20 protein-coding genes are annotated in these 21761 nt (G+C 45.6%); 15 read left to right on the top strand and 5 right to left on the bottom strand.

Annotated features, from left to right (window positions below; genetic code table 11):
* Positions 1-17 precede the first annotated feature (17 nt).
* The 3 genes from ICL55_RS14745 (at position 18) to ICL55_RS14735 (ending at position 3385) form a co-directional block, all read left to right on the top strand.
* Entirely contained in the window at positions 18-1355 is a 1338-nt protein-coding gene (locus ICL55_RS14745; RefSeq protein WP_188098521.1) for a TolC family protein, read from the top strand.
* A 24-nt stretch (positions 1356-1379) separates the two neighbouring features.
* Positions 1380-2810, top strand: coding sequence for an MFS transporter (locus tag ICL55_RS14740; protein ID WP_188098519.1), 1431 nt, complete (start codon positions 1380-1382; stop codon positions 2808-2810).
* Between the two features lie 365 nt (positions 2811-3175).
* A complete protein-coding gene (locus ICL55_RS14735; protein WP_188098517.1) occupies positions 3176-3385 on the top strand; it encodes a heavy-metal-associated domain-containing protein in 210 nt (69 codons plus the stop codon).
* 67 nt (positions 3386-3452) lie between these two features.
* Here ICL55_RS14735 and ICL55_RS14730 read toward each other — a convergent pair whose 3' ends face one another.
* The 3 genes from ICL55_RS14730 to ICL55_RS14720 form a co-directional block, all read right to left on the bottom strand.
* Entirely contained in the window at positions 3453-4382 is a 930-nt protein-coding gene (locus ICL55_RS14730; RefSeq protein ID WP_223151454.1) for an alpha/beta fold hydrolase, read from the bottom strand.
* 68 nt (positions 4383-4450) lie between these two features.
* Positions 4451-5338: an alpha/beta fold hydrolase gene (locus tag ICL55_RS14725; protein ID WP_188098515.1), complete on the bottom strand. Its 888-nt coding sequence runs from the start codon at positions 5336-5338 to the stop codon at positions 4451-4453.
* A gap of 74 nt (positions 5339-5412) precedes the next feature.
* On the bottom strand, positions 5413-5976 hold the full coding sequence (locus ICL55_RS14720) for a TetR/AcrR family transcriptional regulator (RefSeq protein ID WP_188098513.1): 564 nt from the start codon (positions 5974-5976) through the stop codon (positions 5413-5415).
* Positions 5977-6223: 247 nt separating this feature from the next.
* On the opposite strand from ICL55_RS14720, the gene ICL55_RS14715 reads away from it, so the two are divergent.
* The 10 genes from ICL55_RS14715 (at position 6224) to ICL55_RS14670 (ending at position 17579) form a co-directional block, all read left to right on the top strand.
* Positions 6224-7864 (top strand): AAA family ATPase, encoded by a 1641-nt coding sequence (locus tag ICL55_RS14715; RefSeq protein ID WP_188098511.1) that lies wholly within the window; start codon positions 6224-6226, stop codon positions 7862-7864.
* A gap of 11 nt (positions 7865-7875) precedes the next feature.
* A complete protein-coding gene (locus tag ICL55_RS14710) occupies positions 7876-8310 on the top strand; it encodes a hypothetical protein (RefSeq protein ID WP_188098509.1) in 435 nt (144 codons plus the stop codon).
* Positions 8310-8522 (top strand): DUF2997 domain-containing protein, encoded by a 213-nt coding sequence (locus ICL55_RS14705; protein WP_188098507.1) that lies wholly within the window; start codon positions 8310-8312, stop codon positions 8520-8522. The genes ICL55_RS14710 and ICL55_RS14705 overlap by 1 nt, the downstream gene beginning before the upstream one ends.
* A 1-nt stretch (position 8523) precedes the next feature.
* The gene (locus ICL55_RS14700) at positions 8524-9630 is read left to right on the top strand and encodes a ComEA family DNA-binding protein (protein WP_188098504.1); all 1107 of its coding nucleotides are present in this window, start codon (positions 8524-8526) and stop codon (positions 9628-9630) included.
* Positions 9631-9651: 21 nt separating this feature from the next.
* Positions 9652-10284: a ComEA family DNA-binding protein gene (locus ICL55_RS14695; protein WP_188098502.1), complete on the top strand. Its 633-nt coding sequence runs from the start codon at positions 9652-9654 to the stop codon at positions 10282-10284.
* Between the two features lie 4 nt (positions 10285-10288).
* Positions 10289-10894 carry a 4Fe-4S single cluster domain-containing protein gene (locus tag ICL55_RS14690; RefSeq protein WP_188098500.1) on the top strand — a complete coding sequence of 202 codons (606 nt, stop codon included), beginning with the start codon at positions 10289-10291 and terminating at the stop codon, positions 10892-10894.
* 6 nt (positions 10895-10900) lie between these two features.
* Positions 10901-11410, top strand: a complete 510-nt coding sequence (locus tag ICL55_RS14685) for a hypothetical protein (RefSeq protein ID WP_188098499.1) — start codon at positions 10901-10903, stop codon at positions 11408-11410.
* Between the two features lie 441 nt (positions 11411-11851).
* Positions 11852-14632 (top strand): type I restriction endonuclease subunit R, encoded by a 2781-nt coding sequence (locus ICL55_RS14680; protein ID WP_246496373.1) that lies wholly within the window; start codon positions 11852-11854, stop codon positions 14630-14632.
* Between the two features lie 112 nt (positions 14633-14744).
* Positions 14745-16025 carry a restriction endonuclease subunit S gene (locus ICL55_RS14675; protein ID WP_188098497.1) on the top strand — a complete coding sequence of 427 codons (1281 nt, stop codon included), beginning with the start codon at positions 14745-14747 and terminating at the stop codon, positions 16023-16025.
* Positions 16026-16034: 9 nt separating this feature from the next.
* Positions 16035-17579, top strand: coding sequence for a class I SAM-dependent DNA methyltransferase (locus ICL55_RS14670; RefSeq protein WP_188098495.1), 1545 nt, complete (start codon positions 16035-16037; stop codon positions 17577-17579).
* 52 nt (positions 17580-17631) lie between these two features.
* Here ICL55_RS14670 and ICL55_RS14665 read toward each other — a convergent pair whose 3' ends face one another.
* Both ICL55_RS14665 and ICL55_RS14660 read right to left on the bottom strand, forming a co-directional pair.
* Positions 17632-17967, bottom strand: coding sequence for a DHCW motif cupin fold protein (locus ICL55_RS14665; protein WP_188098492.1), 336 nt, complete (start codon positions 17965-17967; stop codon positions 17632-17634).
* 283 nt (positions 17968-18250) lie between these two features.
* Complete coding sequence (locus tag ICL55_RS14660; protein ID WP_188098490.1) at positions 18251-18886, bottom strand: hypothetical protein; 636 nt, start codon at positions 18884-18886, stop codon at positions 18251-18253.
* Positions 18887-19182: 296 nt separating this feature from the next.
* On the opposite strand from ICL55_RS14660, the gene ICL55_RS14655 reads away from it, so the two are divergent.
* Together ICL55_RS14655 and ICL55_RS14650 are read left to right on the top strand one after the other, a co-directional pair.
* Positions 19183-19968: a DUF6683 family protein gene (locus ICL55_RS14655; protein ID WP_188098488.1), complete on the top strand. Its 786-nt coding sequence runs from the start codon at positions 19183-19185 to the stop codon at positions 19966-19968.
* 251 nt (positions 19969-20219) lie between these two features.
* A complete protein-coding gene (locus ICL55_RS14650) occupies positions 20220-21740 on the top strand; it encodes a serine hydrolase domain-containing protein (RefSeq protein ID WP_188098486.1) in 1521 nt (506 codons plus the stop codon).
* The last annotated feature ends 21 nt before the right edge of the window (positions 21741-21761 follow it).

The following is a 21761-nucleotide window of genomic DNA, read 5'->3' as shown; positions in this document are numbered from 1 at the left end:
CATAAAAAAATAAAGTAATGAAACCAAGTAATCTCATGATACCGCTGCTGCTCGTTGCCCTTCACGGCAGCGCGCAGACAGCCAAAAAAATAAGCCTCGCCGAAGCGCTGTCGATGGCCGCCACCGGCAACAGGCAGTTGCAGATACAGACGTTGGAAGAAACGCACCAGAGAGAGGTGACCAGAGAAACAAAAAGCCGGCTTTTACCCAATGTGGCAGCCAATGGCGGCTACCTGCGCTATTTCGACCGGCAGGTCATCTTTCTGCCAGGCTCCTTTGCCGGTACCTCGAAGCCGGTACAGGACGTGGCCGTAGGCGGCAAGAACGCCTTCAATGGCGTGGTGGCCGCCAGCCAGCCGCTGCTCAACGAAACCGCACGGCGTCAGACGAAAGCCGCCGTATATGACGAAAGAATCCAGCGCGAGAAAACTGCCGACCTGAAAGCGAACCTCGGTACCGAAATATCCGTCGCCTATTTTGATATGCTGTTGATGCAGTCGCAGATAGCGCTCCACCAGCAGAGCCTCGTCCGCAACGAAAAAGCGCTGAAAGACACCCGTTCCCTGTTTGCACAGGGCCGCAGCCTGAAACAGGACACCCTCCGGGCTTTCATCGCGGTGGAAAATCTGCGGTCATCGATCTCCTATCTTCATAATAACCTCGAGGTGGCAGGCATACAACTCAAAAGACTGATGGGCATGGATGACACCACCGCCATCGAATTGTCTGACACCCTCGCCCCGGAAGCCTTTGCTACAGACGCTTATGAGCTGGCTGACGCTATGACGACCGCTGTGCAGCGGCGCCATGATATGGCAGTACAAAAGCTGTCTACCGAAAAGAGCGGACTGGAGATCGCTATCGCCAAAGCTGAAAGACTGCCGCAGATAACCGCCGTAGGTCAGTATCAGCTACAGGCACAGGCCGACAACTACAAGTTTGGTCAATATGTATGGCCGCCTACTTCTTTCGTGGGCGTACAGATTGCGATGCCCATATTCAATGGCAACCGTATAAAAGCGAAAATCAGTCAGGCTGAAATCCGCCGGAAACAGGAGACCATCGGGCAGGAAGACCTGGCGCAATCGGTCAGATCAGAACTGGCCTCGCTGCTGTCGCAATGGAAAGAAAGCAACGAGCAGCTGCGCATACAGCAAAGGACCGTTGAACTGGCAGAGATCAGCTACACCATGATGGACGACCGCTACCGCAACGGTCTGAGCACCCGGCTGGAACTGACGGATGCTGAACTGGCGCTGACGCAGGCAAAGCTTAATCACCTGCAGGCCATCTATCTTCAGAAGGTAGTCCACGTCCGGCTTCAGCGTGCGCAGGGACTGCTGCAACTTCAATAATCATCTTACAAAAACATTAACGATATGATTTCAGAAACAGTTGTTGTGCCGATACACGCGGCACCTTACCGCAAACGATGGGCTGCCCTTTTCGTGCTCTGTATGGCGGAATTCATGGTGATCATGGATACTTCCATCATCGGCGTGGCATTGCCGGCCATTAAAAGCGACCTTGGTTATTCACAGTCGGGTCTGCAATGGATCTTCAATGCATATGTCATTTTCTTCGGCGGTTTTCTGCTGCTGGGCGGAAGACTCTCCGATCTGTTCGGCGCCCGTAAAATATTTATGTGGGGTTTCGTTATTCTCTCCGCCGCGTCATTGCTGGCGGGCGTGGCCTGGTCCGAAGCCTCGTTGAATATAGGCAGGGCCTTGCAGGGATTAGGTTCTGCCCTGATAGCCCCGTCGGCGCTCACCCTGGTACTCACCAAATTCACAGATCCCAAAGAGCTGAACAAAGCGCTCGGTTTTTGGGGCGCCTCCGCCGCCGCCGGCGGATCGGCGGGCGTATTCCTCGGCGGCGCCATTACCCAGTGGCTTTCGTGGCATTGGGTGTTCCTGATTAACATCCCCATCGGGCTGGTGGTGCTGGCGCTGAGTCCTTCGCTGTTGTTGAAAGGAAAACACCGTAAAGGGAGTATTGACCTGGGAGGCGCCATGCTGGCCACCGCTGCATTTGTGCTGATGGTATACGCCATCGTGGCGGCAGAAAGCGCCGGCTGGCAATCCCTGCAGACATGGGGACTGCTGTTATTATCAGTGGTGTTGTTAATCGCTTTTGTGGCCTTGCAGAAAAACAGGAGAGAGCCCTTAATGCCATTGTCGATTTTTAAAGCGTTCAATCTCTCTGCGGGCAATCTGGTGATGGCACTGATGGCCGCGGCCTGGATTCCATTGTGGTTTTTCCTGAACCTGTACCTGCAACAGATATTGCATTTTCCGGCCTTCAACAGTGGCCTGGCATTATTACCGATGACCATTACCATTATGCTGTTTATGGTCATCATCACCGGAAAACTGATGGGCAGGTTTGGCATCAAACCTAATCTTGTAGCTGGTTTGCTGGCGCTGACGGTGTCTCTGTTATTATTCAGCATCGCCCCTGTCAACGGTAGCTTTATGACGCATGTACTGCCGGCTTCCCTGTTAGGCGCCATCGGCATGTCGCTGGCTTATATCCCGGGAACAGTGGCGTCCATTTCAGGAGCGCGGCCGGAAGAATCCGGACTGGCGTCAGGGCTGGTCAATACCAGTTATCAGATAGGTTCTGCATTAGGCCTGGCCGTTATTGTAGCCATCTCTTCTGCGAAAACCGGTATCCTTAAAACAGGTGGACTCACAGATGTGGAAGCATTGAACGGTGGCTTCCAGACAGCGTTTATGGCGGCAGCAATCGTGAGTTTTGTGGGAGCGGTGATCGCCGCTGTGGCGATTAAGAAGGCGCCGCAGGGGTAGGAGTCAGGTGATAGTGTGGTAGGTTGTAATAGTCCGTTGGTTATTTAGATAAGGAAATTATCCAGATAACCCGGACTATTGTTTTTGTCAATGAAATGCCAGCTAGTTCTGTTTGTATCCCTACTGAACATGTACTGGGCAGAATGTGTGCCATCGCGTAATTAGTGTTTGGTCATGCAGGAATTTTTGAGTACTTTATTAATAAAACCAGTAATGACAGCCTTAGAATACGAAACAGCTCTTATACCGGGATGGAGAGATGTATGAAAAACAAAATCTTGTAAAACATCCGCATAATCTTGTAACAACTGTTCAGGTAGCTTTTTTGAAATTTGTGGTATCAAAAACAAATAAAAATTACTACCATGAAAAATCAAATATTCAACGTTCCAACGATGAAAAGTGCGCACTGCCAGGCAACCGTTACAAAAGCGATTGAAGCAGTGGAAGGAGCCGGGATTCAACATATCGGTCCTGGTACCGTAACCGTAACACTGGCTGCTGACGATTTACAGGCTACTGTTTTTACAGCGATTGAAAAAGCAGGTTACCGGGTCCATCTTAACGAACAATAGTGATTGCCACATAACGAAACACAGAAAAGGCTGCTTTTTAAGGCAGCCTTTTCTGTGTTGACCAGCATTATTTGCCTGCTTTTAAAAATACGTTTATCCGCTCCGCTATCTCCACCACATACTCTTCCAGGGCAAAGTGGCCGGTAGGATAGAAGTACATTTCAGTAGCCGGGATATCTTTCTTAAAGGCCAGGGCGCCGGGTTTGAGGAATACAGGGTCATTTTCTCCCCAAACGATCAGCACGCGGGGAGCAAGCTGCCGAAGGGTTTGTTGCCATTGAGGGTACTCCGCGATGTTGAACCGGTAGTCGTATTTCAGTTTGTACTGGATCTCTTTGTTACCGGGCCTGTCCATCAGCAGTTGATCGAGTTGATAACTTTCCGGAGATACTTTTGTGGGATCACTTACACCGTGGAGGTATTCGAATGTAGTGTATTCCAGCTCAAACGCCTTGTATACCAGTGCGCGGGACGCTTCCGTGTTTTCATCAATATTTTTCCGGTAGTTCTTGAGTATATCACTCAGGCCTTCCGCGTAGATGTTTCCATTTTGTACGACGAGGTGCTCCAGGATAGCGGGGTTGCGCTGGATGATCCTCATGCCTACCGGCGCGCCATAGTCGAACAAATACATGCTGCATTTCGTCACGCCTTTCAGGGAAAGGAATTTTTCGATGTAACGGGAGTAGTTGTCAAAAGTGTAATCGAATTCGGACATGGGTGGCATATCGCTGAATCCGAAGCCGGGGTAGTCGGGCGCCAGTAGGTGAAAATCATCTTTCAGCAGCGGGATGAGCGTTCTGAAATTGTGTGAAGAAGAGGGAAATCCATGCAGCAGCAGGAGCGTAGGTTTGGTGGGATCGCCGGCTTCGCGGTAGAAGATATTGATACCGTCCACGTGGATGGTCCTGTGGTAAACGGGGAATGTCTCTTTTGCGGCGGTGCTGACAGTATTGATCATAAAAATCAGGATTAAAAAGAATAATGGGCGTTTCATGTGAGGGTAATTTTTAGTGGGGACCGGGAGTGGCCATGAAGCCTTACTCCCGGATAGTGAGCCGTCAATCAGGCGGTGGTCAATGGTTTGGGAGAAACTTTTAGACGGAGAAAGTTTTTGATGGTAGCAGCAATTTCTTCACCGTGTGTTTCCAGTGCGAAGTGACCGGCATCGAACAAGTGGTATTCCAGGTTCTTTACGTCTTTTTTGTACGCTTCGGCGCCGGCTACCGGGAATATATAATCGTTTTTGCCGTATACGATCAGCATGTCAGGATTGTAGGTGCGGAAGTATTCCTGCCATTGAGGGTACAACGTCACGTTATGCTGATAGTCGTGGAAGAGCTGGAGCTGTATCCTGTCGTTGCCGGGGCGTGACAGGTGACGGAGGTCGTGTTCCCAGTTATCCGGGCTTACGAGCGCGGTGTCAGCGACACCGTGGGTATATTGCCATTTCAGTCCGTCGATGCTGTGAAATCCTTCCAGGGTGCGTTCGGCTACTTTATTGTTTTTGTCTTTCCAGTATTCCTTGATAGGGTCCCAGAACTGCTCCAGTCCTTCGTCGTAGGCGCAGCCGTTCTGCACGATCAGGGTCTCGATTTTTTCAGGATGTGCCGTGGCGATGCGGTATCCTACCGGTGCGCCGTAGTCCATAAGGTATAGGCTGTAACGGTCCAGGCCCAGTTGTTCCAGCAAGCCCTGTACGATAGCGGCAAAACTGTCGAAAGAGTAGTCGAAGTCGGTCATGTGCGGCTGGGCGCTTCTGCCGAAGCCAGGATAGTCGGGCGCGATCAGGTAGTAGTCGTCGGCCAGGCGTTGCATCAGGTTGCGGTACATATGAGAAGAGGTTGGGTAGCCATGTAATAATACCAGGGCGGGTTTACCTTTCTGACCAGCTTCTCTGTAGAAGATCTCGATGCCATTAACGGTGGTGGTATGGTGTCTTACAGTGTTCATGTTACTTGATTTTTATTTTTAGGATGATGTATATTTATTACCGAACGTTCGGTAAAATGATAAAGAAAAAAATTTTACTCGTTGGCGAAAAGCAGTTTCAGATCGGTGAGGGCTTTATGGAAATGGGAAGGATCGCCCAGTCCTCTGGCCAGTACGAGGCTTCCCTGCACGAGGATCAGTGACTGCCTGGCTTTCGCTTTGGCCTGCGCCGTAGTAAAGCCCTCTTCAACGCCCAGGGCGGTGAAGGCGTCTATCCACAGTTGCATCGCTTTGCCGATCTCATCGCCCAACACCACCAACCCTGAATCGAGGGAGAGGGCATTGAGGATACAGCTTTTATCTCCATTATGGTACAGTTGACGGATATGTTGTATGGCCCGCTGCAGTTTGGTGGCTGGCGCCACGTCTTTCTCTGTCAGCACCAGGTACAGGTTATCCTTGATCCATTCATAGACGAAACGGAGCACCATCATGGCAATTTCATTCTTTCCGCCGGGAAACCGGTGGTAGAGACTTGCCTTTTGCAAGCCAGAGGCCTGGGCGAGGTCGTTAAGACTGGCACCTTCAAATCCTTTCGATTGTAACACCGACATCAATCCTGCTATCAGCCGGGCATCATCTATTTTCTGTGGTCTCATGGAACAAAGGTAGGCGAAATATTTATATTACCAAACGTTCGGTAAAATAATTTTTGAAGACCATATATCCACAACCGGTATCACTGGCATGCATAAACGATGAAACTCCGCTACAGCATTGGTGTAAGCTCTTCCGGTATTTAAATTGAGGGAAAATAATATATATTTACCCGGATATTTTCGATGCTGTAACAGTAATGACTATATCCCTGCCCGTGGATTGTCCGGAGTAAATAATTAAACCGATATGCCTGCTACTGATTTTACGAAAGAACTTGCGGCCCTGATTAAAGCGCGTTTCCCTATCATCTACGTTGTTACCTGGGAAGAAAAGCGATTTGTTGACACCGTAAAAGGAATGCTACAAGATACGACCCTGTTTAGTAAACCCAGAGCGGTATGGGAATGGACCGTGGTGGATGGTTATGTCAAAAATAACAGGATAGAGAAAGGGGATGTGAAAACGCCCATGCGGGCATTGGAGTTTGCGGATGAACTGGAAGAAGACGGCGTGCTTATCCTGAAAGACATGTACGCGCAACTGGCCAACCCTAATTGTGAGCAGAACATCATCCGCAAGTTAAAAGACCTGGTGTGGCGTATTAAAGAAGGCGACTGGCTGAAAACGGTGATCATTACCGGTCATGATAAATTTATTCCGGATGCCCTGCAAAAAGAGATACTGATCAAAGAATTTGCCCTGCCAACGGCGGATGAAATCCAACAGGTATTACTCAACCTGGTGGAGCAGAACAGGCAGAACCAACGCCTGCGCTTCGATCTGAATGCGAACAATGCTGTGGCCCGTTTATGCGAAGCCGCCTGCGGACTTACCCTTAACGAAGCGGAAAATGCCTTTGCCCTGTCGATGGTGAATGATGGGGTGCTGGACGTTCATGATATCAGCACCATCGCGGAAGAAAAGAAACAGATCATCCACCGCAACGGCCTGCTGGAATTCAGCATGCCTAAGCTAAAGATGGAAGACATCGGCGGATTGGAAAATCTGAAAAAGTGGTTGGAAAAGCGCGCTGACAGCTGGTCCGAACAGGCCCGCAAATATAATATCCCTGCTCCCCGTGGCGTGCTGATCACCGGTTTACCTGGTTGCGGTAAAAGTTTAACGGCGAAAACGGTCAGCACTTCCTGGAATGTGCCGCTGCTGCGGCTGGATATGGGCGCGGTATTCAGCGGTCTTGTCGGCAGCAGCGAACGTAATATGCGTACCGTGATTCAAACAGCGGAGTCGATGGCTCCCTGTGTGTTGTGGATAGATGAAATTGAGAAAGCATTTTCAGGTGTAGGCTCCTCTGGCGACAGCGGCACCGCTACCCGCTTGTTCGGCACATTCCTCACCTGGATGCAGGAGAAGGAAAAGTTTGTATTTGTGGTGGCCACGGCCAACAACATCGATTTCCTGCCACCAGAGCTGATGCGCAAAGGCCGTTTTGATGAAATATTTTTTGTAGACCTTCCTACCAGAGCGGAAAGAAAGATCATTATAGATATCCACCTGAAAAAGCGACTGACACACCCGGAGGTAATAGGTAACCTGAAACTGGACGACAGTTTTATTGATCCGTTGGTAGAGCGAACAGAAGGATTTACCGGCGCAGAAATTGAACAGGTCGTGATCAGTGGATTGTTTGAGGCATTTTCGGAGAACAGGCCTATTACGATGGATGATTTTATCACAGCTATTGAAAATACCGTTCCGCTGGTGGTGACGCAGTCTGAGAAGATCCGCGCCATCAGGGAATGGGCAAACGTCCGCGCGGTATCTGCCACGTCTGTTAGTCATAAAATACCCGGTAATCCGTCTGTGACCAACGATCCTAAAAAGCCGGAAGAAGAGGCTTCACGAGGTGGCCGCAGCATAGAATTCTAAAATTTGTCTCCATGAGCGTAAGATATGATATAAGACCCATCATTGTATTGGGAGAAGCTAACTGGAACCGGTCGGCCGAGAAACAGAGCGCTTTCACTTTTCCAACAAATATGAAAAGCGAGGGGCTGATCAGAAATACTTTGACCAAGTTGTACCAGGCGAAAATAAATGGTAAAGGCAACCTCTTCGAAACCGTGATAAATGATTGCCAGCTTGTATTCCAGATGAGCGGGTCCGGCTTTTATGAAGTGAATTATTTCTATTCCCAGGAAGCCGGCGATGTTGCGGCGCTGATAAGCGACATAGAAGCGGAATACAAAGGCATGGTGCAGGACTACATCTACAATACCATAAAAGCGAAGGCAGCAGAAAAAGGACTGGTGCTGGAACAGGAAGCTGTTCAGAAAAATCAGTCTATCGTATTAACATTTAATTTGAATGGCTGATGTCTACGGAACGCAAATTGATCATCTCCATCGATAAGGACGGGAATGTGACTGCGGAGATTAATGGCGTAAAAGGGCCGTCCTGCAAAGATTACACAAAGTTGATCGAACAGCTCATCGAAGGGAAGATCATCAACGAAACACTGACTTCCGAGTACTACGAGCAAGAAATTAAAACAGACGACCGCTCACATCTTTCAAATAATCTCTAGTATGTCTTTAAAACGACTGTGGGGCATATTGCTGGGCATCGTTGTCGGCATTATCCCGCTTGTTAACACCTTCGGCGCCACGATTTTTTCATATAAACTGAAAAAGAAGCAGTGGACGACTATTTATGGTGTGATAGCTGGTATCACCCTGGTGTTGGCCGTGGTGATAAACATATATGGCAGAAAAGAGAAACCTATTAAAGCCGCATTCCCGGAGGCTTTCCGGAAGAATCTACAGATGGTGTCCGTGAAACGTGATATGCTGATAGATTCTGTGGGGATGGAAACTGCGCTGCAACAGGTTTTAAGAAATACAGCCCATCAACTGGTACAGGAAGATGAGAAAAACAAGCCCCTGCTGGAAAACGCGCAGCAGGGTAAGTTGTCCGCAAAACCTCAGGCGGCATTTCATCAGCTCAGCCAATACCTCTACAGGGATTATCTGGATAAAGTAAAGGCCGGAACGGAAAATGACAAGTACGATCTGACGTTCGATACAGAGAAGCTGGCTGCCGATCAACAGGCTACCAGGCATATCAACAATTTCACCGAAGAATATCTTACCGCCGAACATGGGGCGATGTATGCCGCCATGAGCGGGCTGGTATTAATCGGTTATGTCATCGCCTGTGTGGGATGTATCAGCAGCGGCGCTAATTTATTTCTCACGCCGGGTGAAGAGGCGACGAATGTCCGTCGCGCCGGCGTGGATGATGAAACGGTTAGCCGTTCTTTCAACCGGCAGCCGGCGCCGGAGCCGGAGCCAGAAAGGGAGGAGCCGATCGTGTCTCCGCCTGCATTTCAGCCACCACCACTGCCTCCGCGAACGCCTCCGCGAACGCCGCCACCGTTGCCGCAGCAGGAGCCTATATCGTCTGTTGTAGTCAAAGTAAACACCGCGGAAGAAGAGGAGCTGATGCAGTTGCGCGGTATCAACCGGATATTGGCAAAGACCATTATTTCGGAGAGAAATACCAACGGTAACTTCACAGACATCAACGACCTGAAAAGACGTATGGAGCTCTCTTCTGAGCAGGTCGACAGGATAAGGGGAAACGTGGATTTCGATGCTCCGAAAAGGGGAGGAGGAAGAGTAATTGAATATTAATCGCCCTAAAAATAAAAATACATGTTTGGAAAACGGCTGGGAGGCTTTTTACTGGGACTGGTTTTGGGTGTCATTCCTTTGCTGAACGCATTGGTGTGTGTGGTGTTTGCTTTTACGCAGAAAAAGAAGCGGCTGGGAATTTATTCCATTGTGCTGGGCGTGGCTACCGCCGGTTCGCTGGCGATGCTGGAACATGTGAATGGCGGCGCGCTATATGTTTGTAATCTACTGTTTGCATTGGGATATATGGGCAGTCTGGGCATGAGCATCGTATTGGGATTGAATGCATTTGTGACGGCAGAAGATCATAACAACAGGGCCAATGTCACCGTTTTCATTCCGGACGAAACGATAGTGCCTGACGTGAACATCAATACCGCGGGGGAGAAGGACCTGATACAATTGCCCGGTATCAACCTGATACTGGCAAAGGCCATCATCGACGAGCGGCGCAGGAACGGCTATTTCGCGGATGTTTTTGATTTGGAACAAAGGATGGGGTTCACACCGGCGTTGATGAGCAACCTGATGTTGACTACCTCTTTTACCGTGAATGGCATGAATCTTCAACCTGAAAGAAGAGAAGCGCCGGCGCCCAGAGATGATAAAGGAAAAGAGATAGGGCCAGGCAAAGGCAGGGTTATAGAATTTTAAGTGAATGGAACCACTATACATCAACGCATTTATTCCGGTAACAGCGGCAGAAGGGCCAGGGCTCAGGGCCTGCCTGTGGGTACAAGGCTGCTCAATCAGATGTGAGGACTGTATGGTTCCACATACCTGGGACCGTAACAAAGGAAAGATTACAGACCCATCAGCCTTGTTGCAGATACTCTCCGCAACGCCGGAGATCGAAGGCCTTACCGTTTTGGGCGGGGAACCCATGGACCAGGCGGCAGCACTGCTGCCGTTCCTGCGGGAAGTGAAGGCATTGGGATTGTCGCTGATGCTTTTCAGCGGCTATACGAAAGAAGCCATCCTGGAAAGCGGTTGCCCGCATAAAGTCGCCATCATAGCACTCTGCGATATTTTTGTGGATGGTCCGTACGTAAAAGCACTGACCAGTTTTGAACGCCCATGGGTGGGCTCCACCAACCAGCGTATTTTTTTCCAGACGGAGCGGTATAAACATCTCGAAGATAAGCTGCACACCATCAAAAATAAAGTAGAGGTGCGTGTTGAAGATGACGGCACTATTGCCATTAACGGCATGATGCCCAAGGAGAAATTCCTGGAACTCCGCCAATCCTTAAGAAACATTTAATTTATTGTGGAGAAGATCACCAAAGCGCCTCAGCGCATTTTCCTGAAGAGTGTACTTTCGTTTGTTGGCCTGATTATTTTAGGCTTTTTTTCGTATTTCAGGGCCGGGTTGAATAAGGCCGATCTTCAAAAGATTACCGGCAACATCAACTATCTGGAGAAGACGTTTAACAATTATCCTCCTGCCAGAAATAGCGGAAAATGCCGTTATATCCGGGTGGATAATTATCTCGATGTGTTTGAGATTTTTATCGGGAAAGACAAAGGAGACTTTGCTCCCGTGCTGGAGAAAATTGACAGTCTCCGTATAGGTGACGAAATCACAGTATATGTTGATAACCTGATATCTCCGCAGGAAGATATTATTAACTCCAATGTGAGGTTTATTGACAGGGGAAATGAACCGGTATTCATCAGGGGTAATTCCCTGAAAAACGTAGCCATCTTTTTGGTGGGCTTATCGGCGCTTTCCCTGATCGGGTTGGTAGTGCTTAAAAAGAAGGGGAAAATAGCATAGGGTTTGACATGGAAATACAGTTTTACAGGCCATCTAATGAGATTTTGAAAAAGTATATAGAAGGCTTCTGTTTTATTGATAAAAATACTGGAATTTTTAACAATCCCGGCGCTCATTTTATAGATACAGACGCGAATTAAAAGGTGGTGGAGGCGGAGGAGGTGTTGAAGAAGTGACTTAACTGATTGTTTTACCCAAACAGGGATTGGTGCCATACTTGATAACTATATCCGTGTGGCGCCATTTTCCGCTGGATTGCCTCAATTTTACCATTTTAAAGGTCTTTTGCGACAAAAAAGTCGTAAATTTTGCTCTAAAAGGATGTTTCCTTATTCTGGGTAGTGGTATTGTAGCTAGAAAATAAGAAATTTAGCCCATCTCAAATAGATAGAGATTGTTGTCTGTTGAAAATTTTATTTTGTAAATAAATCTTATTCCACCTTGAACCTGAACCCTGAGCAAAAAGCCCGGCAACAAATTGATAATGAATTAATGGAGAGTGGATGGATTATTCAGGATAAATCCCGAATTAATCTTAGCGAAGGTATTGGAGTTGCTATTCGTGAGTATCAAACTGACGTAGGTCCCGCCGACTATGTACTGTTCGTCAATAAAAAGCCGGTAGGCATCGTCGAAGCTAAAAGAGCGGAAGAAGGTGTTCATATGTCAATTCACGAAGAACAAAGCGAAGGGTATGCCAGGGCGAAACTCAAGTATTGCCAGAATGATCCGCTGCCGTTTGTATACGAAAGTACGGGGGACATCACTAAGTTTACCGACTATAGAGATAAAAAGCCACGATCAAGAGAGGTATTCAGTTTCCACAGACCTGAAACATTCGCGGAGTGGCTACGGGACGATAAATCCCTTAGGACGCGGATGCATGATTTGCCTCCGTTACCACATGATGGCCTAAGGGATTGCCAAATCACAGCCATCGTTAACCTGGAAAAATCGTTCAAAGATGCACGCCCTAAAGCGCTGATTCAAATGGCCACGGGTTCCGGCAAGACTTTTACTGCTATTACAGCTGTTTATAGACTGTTGAAGTATGCAAAAGCTAAACGGGTGCTTTTTCTTGTGGACACCAAAAACCTCGGTGAACAGGCGGAACAAGAATTTATGGCCTATGTGCCCAACGATGATAACCGGAAATTTACAGAGCTGTATGGGGTTACCAGATTGAAAAATAGCTTTATCCCCAGCGATAATCAGGTATATATTAGCACCATCCAGCGGATGTACTCTATTTTGAAGGGTGTTGAATTGGATGAAAGTGTAGAGGAGCAGAATCCTAACGAAAGGGTCCAATCTAAGGATCCATTACCTGTAGTCTATAACGAAAAGGTCCCTCCTGAATTTTTTGATTTTATTATCATAGACGAGTGCCATCGGAGCATATACAACCTTTGGAAGCAGGTGTTGGACTATTTCGATGTATTCCAGGTCGGATTGACTGCCACGCCGGACAACAGGACTTTCGGATATTTCAAGCAGAATCTGGTCAGCGACTACGGTTACGAGAAGGCCGTTATTGATGGTGTATTGGTTCCCTACAATGTTTTTACCGTACAAACTAAAATTACTAACCAGGGAAGTAAAATCCAGTTAGGGGAGAGCGTGGATAAACGGGAACGGCTGACCCGGAAAAAATTCTGGGAAGCGGTCGATGAAGACATTGAATACAGTGGTAAGCAGTTGGATAAAGACATTGTGAACCCCAGCACTATCCGGACTATTATCTGCGCGATAAAGGATAATCTGCCAGCTATGTTCCCCGATAGGAGGGATAAGGATGGTAATTTTGAAGTGCCGAAAACGTTGATATTTGCTAAGACAGATTCTCATGCTGAAGATATCATTGAAATAGTACGGGAGGAGTTTGGTGAGAGTAATAAATTCTGTAAGAAGATAACCTACAGAAGTGAGGATGATCCCAAAGAAGTGCTTTCCCAATTCCGCAATGACTATTACCCAAGAATTGCGGTGACGGTAGATATGATTGCCACCGGTACAGATATTCGGCCTTTGGAGGTACTGGTATTTATGCGGGATGTTAAGAGTCGCAGTTACTACGAACAGATGAAAGGTCGGGGAACGCGCACCTGCTCCCTGGAACAGTTACGGGCAACTGGCACTCCCTCTGCGAAGTTTACCAAGGATCATTTTGTCATCATCGATGCCATCGGAGTGGAGCTATCTCAGAAAACAGATAGCCGGCCACTGGAGCGGTCTCCTGGTATGAGTCTGAAAGATGTATTGCAAAATGTTGCCATGGGTAACACTAGCGAGGATATTCTCTCTACACTGGCCAATCGGCTGCTAAGGCTGGAAAAGCAGATTAATGATAAAGAAAAAGCTACCTTCGCAGCGCAGGCAAACGGACAGTCCATTAGTCAGGTTGTGCGCCATTTGTTGAGCGCCTGTGATCCCGATGTGAACTTCGATATTGAAGAGCGCACAAAGGAACAAATGGAAGGTGAAGCACCAGTGAAGATTGAGGCCGCCATTAAGCAAGCCAAAGACCAGCTCATTGAACAGGCTGTAGCCATTTTTAATAACCCGGATCTCCGGAATTATATTGTAGATGTTCGAAAGAAATATGATCAGATTATTGACCATATTAATCTCGATGAAATCACGAAGATTGGTTGGGTGAAAGACATGGACGCTGCAGCCGAATTAACCATTGGTAACTTCACCGCATGGATAGAAGCTAACAAAGGGGAAATCACGGCTCTTGAGATCTTTTATGACCAACCATTCCGTCGGCGGGAGCTGACCTATTCCATGATCAGGGATCTTAGTGAGAAGCTGAAAACGGAACAGCCGTTGTTGGCACCTTTAAACGTCTGGCGAGCCTTCGAACAATTGAAACAAACCAATGGTGATCCAAAAAATGAGTTGATGGCATTGGTAAGCCTTATCCGTAAAGTAAGCGGTATTGATACCACTCTCACCGGTTACGATAAAGTGGTAGACAAAAATTTTCAGACCTGGGTGTTTAAAAAACAGGCAGGTACTACCACCAAATTCACCGAAGAACAAATGCAATGGCTACGTATGATCAAGGATTATGTAGCATCCAGCTTCCACCTGGATAAAGAGGATTTTGAACTGGATCCGTTTAATAGGAATGGAGGACTGGGGAAAATGTGGAAGTTGTTCGGAGAGAAGACAGAGGAGATTATTGAGGAGTTGAATGAGGTGTTAGCGGCGTAGGAATTGTGAAACTGAAGTACGCCGTGTTATATGTTTTTTAAAGTTCTAATAAACTTTGTTCTAATGAGAAAATTATTTACGAATACAACTGATTATAAAAATATTTTAATTGATGACTGATTGGAAACTGATAAAATTAGAGGAGGCATTAGACTATGTTATAGGTGGGGATTGGGGTAAAGATCCGGACTATGACGACCCTGGCTACTCTTTCGCATATTGTATTAGAGCCACTGAAATTAAAAACTGGGAAACAGAAAAGGGGAAGACAGCATCATTGAGGAAGATTAAAAAAGCAAATATCGAGAAGAGGAAGCTAGTCAGTGGTGATATTTTAGTTGAAATATCGGGTGGGGGACCAGAGCAGCCTGTTGGTAGAAGTATTTTGATAGATCAGTCGGTTTTGAATTTTGAAGCTCAAATTCCAAAGATATCGACAAATTTTTTGAGACTATTGAGGCCGAAATCCGATGTTGATTCTAAATTTCTTAACTTCTTTCTAAGGTATTTTTATCATTCTGCGGATATAACAAAATATCAAAACGGGAGTAATAATCTTAGGAATTTGAGGTTTAACGATTATTTAAACATTAATTTCCCATGCCCTTCTATATCTACTCAACAAGCCATCGTTTCCAAAATTGAAGAACTCTTCAGTGAGGTAGATAAAGGCGTAGAAAGTCTACGTACTGCCCAGCAACAATTAAAAACATATAGGCAAAGTGTATTGAAGTGGGCATTTGAAGGGAGATTGACAAATGAGATTGTAAAGGAAGGTGAATTGCCAGAGGGTTGGACATGGAAGTCCATTGATGAAGTCGCAAAAATAAAAGGAGGAAAAAGACTACCGCCCAAACATCAATATTCGGAAGAGCCTACTGACTATGTTTATATTATGGCTGGCAATTTGAAATACGGAACCGTTACAAATAAGCCAACTTATATTAATGAAGAAACTTACAAAGCATTAACTAGGTATAAAGTAACTGGAGGAGAGGTTTACATTACTATTGTCGGCGCTTGCATTGGCGATGCTGGAATTATTCCCGATAATATTGGGAACTCAATATTGACAGAAAATGCCGCGAAAATCATTGATTTAATAAATGTTAATAATAAATATCTGGCTTATTGGATTAACTCAGCAGTATGTCAATCCAATATTAAGAGTAAAATTCTTTCAGCAACTCTTGGCAAACTAGCTTTAAATAGAATTGGAATGCTAGAGGTACCCGTGCCACCAATCGTTGAACAACAAAAAATTGTGCAAGAAATCGAAAGTCGTCTTAGCTTAACTGATAAGTTAGAAGAAATGATAAATCAAAGCTTGCAACAGGCAGAAGCACTCAAACAATCCATTCTCAAAAAAGCATTCGAAGGAAAATTAATCTAACGAGAAGTCATGGCGAAGAAAACAGCAACTATAAAAGAAGATAAAATAATAACGGAAAGCAGGGCTGTCAATACTTCCAGTATTGTTAGTAAAGTTTGGGCTTTTTGCAATACACTGCGGGATGACGGTGTGGGGTATGGTGACTATCTGGAGCAATTAACCTACCTATTGTTCCTGAAAATGGCAGATGAATATACCCATCCGCCGCACAACCGGAAAATGCCTATTCCTGCGGCTTATAACTGGCAGACTTTAACCAATAAAACAGGTGATGCGCTGGAGGTGCATTATAATCATCTGTTACGTGAGTTGGCAAAAGAGAAAGGTATCCTTGGGCAGATATTCACCAAAAGCCAAAATAAAATTACAGATCCGGCTAAGCTCTACAAACTTATTGCGTTGATAAATGCAGAGCAGTGGGTATTAATGGGGGTGAAAGATAAAGGTGATATTTACGAAGGGTTACTGGAAAAGAATGCAGAGGATACCAAAAGTGGGGCGGGACAGTACTTTACACCAAGGCCGCTGATTAAAGCCATGGTAGAATGTTTACGTCCGGAACCGATGAAAACGATTGCTGATCCGGCTTGTGGTACGGGTGGCTTCTTCCTGGCTGCGTATGATTGGATGACGGATAACCTGTCATTGGACAAAGCTCAAAAGCAGTTCCTGAAATACAATACCTTCTTCGGTAACGAAATAGTGGCAAGCACCAGGCGTCTGGCGTTGATGAATATGTTCCTTCACAATATTGGTGATATTGATAGTGAGCAGGTGATGATCTCTCCCAATGATTCATTGATCTCAGCTTCTGAAACCCGCTATGACTATGTACTGGCCAATCCTCCTTTCGGGAAGAAAAGCAGCATGACATTTACCAATGAAGAGGGAGAGCAGGAAAAGGAAGATCTTACCTACAATCGCCAGGACTTCTGGGTGACTACCAGTAACAAGCAGCTGAATTTTGTACAGCATATTAAATCTATGCTGAAAACTACTGGCATGGCGGCGGTTGTGCTCCCCGATAACGTATTGTTTGAAGGAGGAGCCGGAGAAACGGTTAGAAAGAGGTTATTGGAGACAACCGACTTGCATACAATACTGCGTTTGCCAACGGGGATCTTTTATGCCAATGGTGTAAAAGCCAACGTATTGTTTTTTGATGGCAAGCCTGCGAGCAAAGACCCATGGACAAAAGAGATTTGGGTATATGATTATAGAACAAATGTCCATCACACATTAAAGAAGAATCCTCTTAAACTGGAAGATCTCAGGGATTTTATCGTGTGCTATAATCCGGAGAACCGACACAAACGAACGGAAACATATAGTGACGCAAATCCGGAGGGCAGATGGAGGAAGTTTTCTTATGAACAAATTATTGCAAGAGATAAAACGAGTCTGGATATTACCTGGTTGAAAGATAAGTCATTGGCCGACTTGGATAATTTGCCAGACCCGGATGAATTGGCGGAGGATATAATCGAGAATCTGGAAGCCGGTTTGGAAAGTTTTAGGGCTATTATTGCTAGCTTAAATGCTACTAAAGCATAACAATAGAATGGCCAAGGCAGCGTTGCCTTGGCCATTCTATTTATTTTATAGGCTACTTCAAAAAATCCCCGTCCACAATCAATAGTTTGACCCCCGATTCCGTACTGGACCGGTGACTGCTCAGATCATCGGAAACGACGTAAGTCATGCCCTGCTGCAGTTCAAACTGCTCTCCGTTATCCAACTCGCTGATGAAGCTGCCTTCCAGGCAATGAACAATATGTCCCTTTTGGCACCAATGGTCGGCGAGGTAGCCGGGAGAGTAGGTCACAATGCGCAGGCGCAGACCGGGCAGCTGAAGCGTTTGCCATAAGGCTTCGCCGGTAGTGCCGAGATGGGTTGAGGGAGCAATAGCGCTCCAGTCGATACACTGAAATGGATGTTTCATGTTGATGAAATTACGAAAGTCCGGCTGATCTGCCATAGCGTTTAAAGACGAAGACAATACCTTCGCCGAATGGCAGAAAATTGTTTTGGGGTCAAGTGGTCAAAACAAAAATGGGCAGCCAGCGTCAGTGCTATTCTCTATTGATCGATGGTCTATCTCAGATGGGAGAGGTGCTTCGGAAAAATCACCTCATCTTCTGAAATATACGGCATCCTGATTACCATTGCCGATATTTAATGCTTCCATTGGTGTTACCATTGACAACTTTACATTGTACATTGGGTTATGGTAATTGCATAGCCTTATAGTAGTAAACATGCATTACAGTATTAGGACCAACCACGAAGCCAGATCTGTCGAATTGCTGCCCCGCTGAAGACATATTAAATACTTCTACTCCATTGATGACGAAATGCAGGGTACCGTCCTGTTTTGAGAGCTTCAAAACATTTACCTTTTGGCTAACAGCATCGTTGACGGTATAATCCTTATAGAGGGTAACAGCAGCACCAGGATTGTCTTTCCATGCAACAAAATACCTTTTGCCGGGAACAACAGCGAAGCAGGAACCGGTTGTTCCATTATCTGCCCAGGCTAACCCGGCCAAATTGCTGGTTCCCCCACTTATGATCTCGGTACTAATCTCGACGGACATATTGCCCTGTACGCCAGCAAAAATAGAGTCAGTGGTAATCCAATATGGTTTTACCCGGCTACGATTAGAAATAACATAGTAGCCATTTTGCACTCCGGCGTCTAATGAATCTGATGGAGAGCTGCCTGTCCACCATCGCTGACCGGAATTCCGGAAATCAGACTGAAACAACACTTTCTCTGTTCGGGCTGGGGTGTCTTTCTTGCTACAGGAATTCAGTAACAAGGCGGTTAAGCAAAACAACAGAACTAATTGAGGTTTCATCAGTTTATGGTTTTATCTTAAAAATAAAGAATATTAGTCGATTAACTGAACTACCACATTTCTTTAGCGCCAGGTTCAGTAAATTTCAACCGGCATTATCATAAATCATTTACTGATTATATATATACACAAGAGTATTGCTTTGTTGATTCATTTATGAACATTTCACTGCCTTGTAACACAGCTGCGACAAAAGTATACATATGCGATAAATATAATTATGTTATCAAATATGTTTAACAGAATCTTTCTAAATTGAATTAACTTCACTTTGTTAATCACAAAATAAATTTAATATGAAAAACCTTCCTATTTTCAGGTGTTTATTGATTGTAACTGGATGCTGTATTTCACTGGTTTTGTCAGCACAAGATATTTATCTGTCGGCATACCAGGGAGCAGTCCAAACAAGCAACGTGGCTGTAGGAAATATTTTGCGAGAAGATATTGTTAATGAAGAACTGGCATCCAGAACACATAGTAAAAACACATCTCCGGGAAAGCAGGTGAATATATTTGCTGCTTTGCCTCCGGCGAAAATTTCTTCAGTACCTGTAAAAATCACCAGCGGAAAATTTATACCAGATCCGGCAGTTACCCAAAAAGTAAATGCCATGTTTATCACCCGGATAGCAAAAGCAAGCCCTGATAAGAAAAATGATATTGCAAAAATTGTTAACGGAGGAGCCTTACAGAGGGACGCAAGTCAACGATTAACCAATTTGGGATTATCTATAAATAACGTTGTCGATGTTACGGTAACATATTACACGGTAATGTGGCAGATTATAAATGAAAAAGCCGCGTCCGATAAACAAATCATTGCTGGCTATAATCAACTGGCCCCAGGCCTGTCTCGTGGCACATTTTTGAATGGCATGAGCGATCGGGAAAAGCAGGAAGTCAGCGAAAATATGGTATTGGTTGCTATGTTGGCAATGACAACTTATCAGGGACTGGTACAACAGCACGATGTAAAAAACTTGCGACATCTAAAAGAAGGTATAAACAACATGCTTCTACAACAACAAGTTGATTTGTCTTCAGTTCGTCTTACTGACGTCGGATGGGTAAAAAAGTAAACACCTGTATCCATTGTATAGATCCACTGGCAGATAAATTTTCGTTCTGGAGTCTATATCACTTATTTTAGTACCTGTTTACAGCAATCAGCCCAATGTCTTTTATATAACGTGCCGTAAAAGCTACAACCTGATAACATAACGAAACCTCAAAACGCATCTTTCATCACAAATTCGCCCTGTTCATCCCATCGGAGAAGGTCCGTTAACAGGAAATGATATCATTGTCTTGTCTTCTAAATGCATACATGATGAGATCAATGATTATCGGAATAATTTGCCTGTTATCTGTCAGTGCTCCAGCTCAGGACAGGGATTTCGCGTTTAAAAACTATTTTGATACCCTTTCGGCGCATCAGCTTTACGATGGTGGTATTGCATTGGCGGAAAACGGGCATAAGGTATATGCTTTTTCAGGTGGATATGCGAATTATGCCGCGCAACAGAAGAATACGGAACAGTCGCGTTTTAACCTTGCGTCTATTTCTAAAATATTTACTTCTACTGCCATTCTTCAGTTAAAAGACAAAGGAAAGCTAAAGTTGGAAGATGAAGTCAGCAGGTATCTTCCCGGCTTCCCATTTCCCGGCGTTACCTTACGTCACCTGTTAACACATACTTCAGGGTTACCCAACCTAGAGCTATTTGACGAATTGGTGAAGCAATATCCTGATACGGTCATCACAAATGCTGATGTATTGCCTTTGTTAAAGCAGTGGACAAAAGGGCTGTATTTTAAACCGGGAGATGAGTTCAGGTATTGTAATACTGGATTCAATCTGCTGGCTTTGATAGTGGAAAAGGTTTCCGGACTAGATTTTCCTGCATACGTGGAGAAGTATATTTTAAAACCGGCGGGTATGAAAAATACTTATATCACTGGTATTAATCGTGCTTATGATACCTTGGTGGTAAAACAACAGTTGAAACCAACCTTCTATGATACGGCCTGGCTGGAGGCCAACAAAGTAGCTCGTTACCGATATACAGAGTATAACAACAGCGGAAGTATGGGGTCTTCCAATGTAATCACTACAATGGATGATATGCTGAAATTCGATAACGCTTTTTTTATCGGGAAATTGATATCGCTTTCCAGTGTGGAAGAAGCTATTACCCCGGTTAAACTAAATAATGGAAAAGAATATGAAGCGCATATGGATACGATGTTAGGAGATGGTGTTGGACAATATGGACTGGGCTGGGAAATATTTAGAATGCCAGGTTACGGAAAAGGAGTAGGACATGGAGGATTCAAATTTGGACTGGCCACTTTCTACTACCATAACCTAAGCAGTAAACAGGCGATTGTGGCTTACACAAACGGCAACAGCGCCCTGGGAGATAATGTGACCTCCTGTTTGTATATGCTGAATGGAAAACCTGCAATTCCTCTGTTCTTAAAGAAGTCTGCCGTCCGCGAATATGCCAGGGCATTGATGGAGCAGGGGACAGATCATGCAGCCTGTATATTACATCTTTGTATGGCGGACAGCACAAACTATTACTTTAATACAAAAGAACTAAACTTCCTGGGATATGATTTCCTTTACGGGTCTAAGGCCCGGAAGCATTTGCAATGGGCATTGGAAACATTTAAGCTCAATACGTTCCTGCAGCCGGCTGATTTCAATACTTACGACAGTTACGGAGAGGCGTTGTTGGAAGCCGGGTATCGGGAAGATGCCATAAGCATGTATAAGAAATCGCTGGAACTTAATCCTGCCAGCATAGATGGAATAAAGGCTATGAAGAAACTGGGGCTGATGTAAAGACTTATTGATACAAATTAT

The sequence above is a fragment of the Chitinophaga varians genome (assembly GCF_014529945.1).
Classification (GTDB): Bacteria; Bacteroidota; Bacteroidia; order Chitinophagales; family Chitinophagaceae; genus Chitinophaga; species Chitinophaga varians.
The sequence above is the reverse complement of the archived record's forward strand: the minus strand, read 5'-3'. Positions and strand labels throughout refer to the sequence as shown.

Coding starts and splice junctions, on each gene's coding strand:
- ICL55_RS14745 (WP_188098521.1), top strand. CDS start 18: ATGAAACCAAGTAATCTCATGATACCGCTGCTGCTCGTTGCCCTTCAC.
- ICL55_RS14740 (WP_188098519.1), top strand. CDS start 1,380: ATGATTTCAGAAACAGTTGTTGTGCCGATACACGCGGCACCTTACCGC.
- ICL55_RS14735 (WP_188098517.1), top strand. CDS start 3,176: ATGAAAAATCAAATATTCAACGTTCCAACGATGAAAAGTGCGCACTGC.
- ICL55_RS14730 (WP_223151454.1), bottom strand. CDS start 4,382: ATGAAACGCCCATTATTCTTTTTAATCCTGATTTTTATGATCAATACT.
- ICL55_RS14725 (WP_188098515.1), bottom strand. CDS start 5,338: ATGAACACTGTAAGACACCATACCACCACCGTTAATGGCATCGAGATC.
- ICL55_RS14720 (WP_188098513.1), bottom strand. CDS start 5,976: ATGAGACCACAGAAAATAGATGATGCCCGGCTGATAGCAGGATTGATG.
- ICL55_RS14715 (WP_188098511.1), top strand. CDS start 6,224: ATGCCTGCTACTGATTTTACGAAAGAACTTGCGGCCCTGATTAAAGCG.
- ICL55_RS14710 (WP_188098509.1), top strand. CDS start 7,876: ATGAGCGTAAGATATGATATAAGACCCATCATTGTATTGGGAGAAGCT.
- ICL55_RS14705 (WP_188098507.1), top strand. CDS start 8,310: ATGTCTACGGAACGCAAATTGATCATCTCCATCGATAAGGACGGGAAT.
- ICL55_RS14700 (WP_188098504.1), top strand. CDS start 8,524: ATGTCTTTAAAACGACTGTGGGGCATATTGCTGGGCATCGTTGTCGGC.
- ICL55_RS14695 (WP_188098502.1), top strand. CDS start 9,652: ATGTTTGGAAAACGGCTGGGAGGCTTTTTACTGGGACTGGTTTTGGGT.
- ICL55_RS14690 (WP_188098500.1), top strand. CDS start 10,289: ATGGAACCACTATACATCAACGCATTTATTCCGGTAACAGCGGCAGAA.
- ICL55_RS14675 (WP_188098497.1), top strand. CDS start 14,745: ATGACTGATTGGAAACTGATAAAATTAGAGGAGGCATTAGACTATGTT.
- ICL55_RS14670 (WP_188098495.1), top strand. CDS start 16,035: ATGGCGAAGAAAACAGCAACTATAAAAGAAGATAAAATAATAACGGAA.
- ICL55_RS14665 (WP_188098492.1), bottom strand. CDS start 17,967: ATGAAACATCCATTTCAGTGTATCGACTGGAGCGCTATTGCTCCCTCA.
- ICL55_RS14660 (WP_188098490.1), bottom strand. CDS start 18,886: ATGAAACCTCAATTAGTTCTGTTGTTTTGCTTAACCGCCTTGTTACTG.
- ICL55_RS14655 (WP_188098488.1), top strand. CDS start 19,183: ATGAAAAACCTTCCTATTTTCAGGTGTTTATTGATTGTAACTGGATGC.
- ICL55_RS14650 (WP_188098486.1), top strand. CDS start 20,220: ATGAGATCAATGATTATCGGAATAATTTGCCTGTTATCTGTCAGTGCT.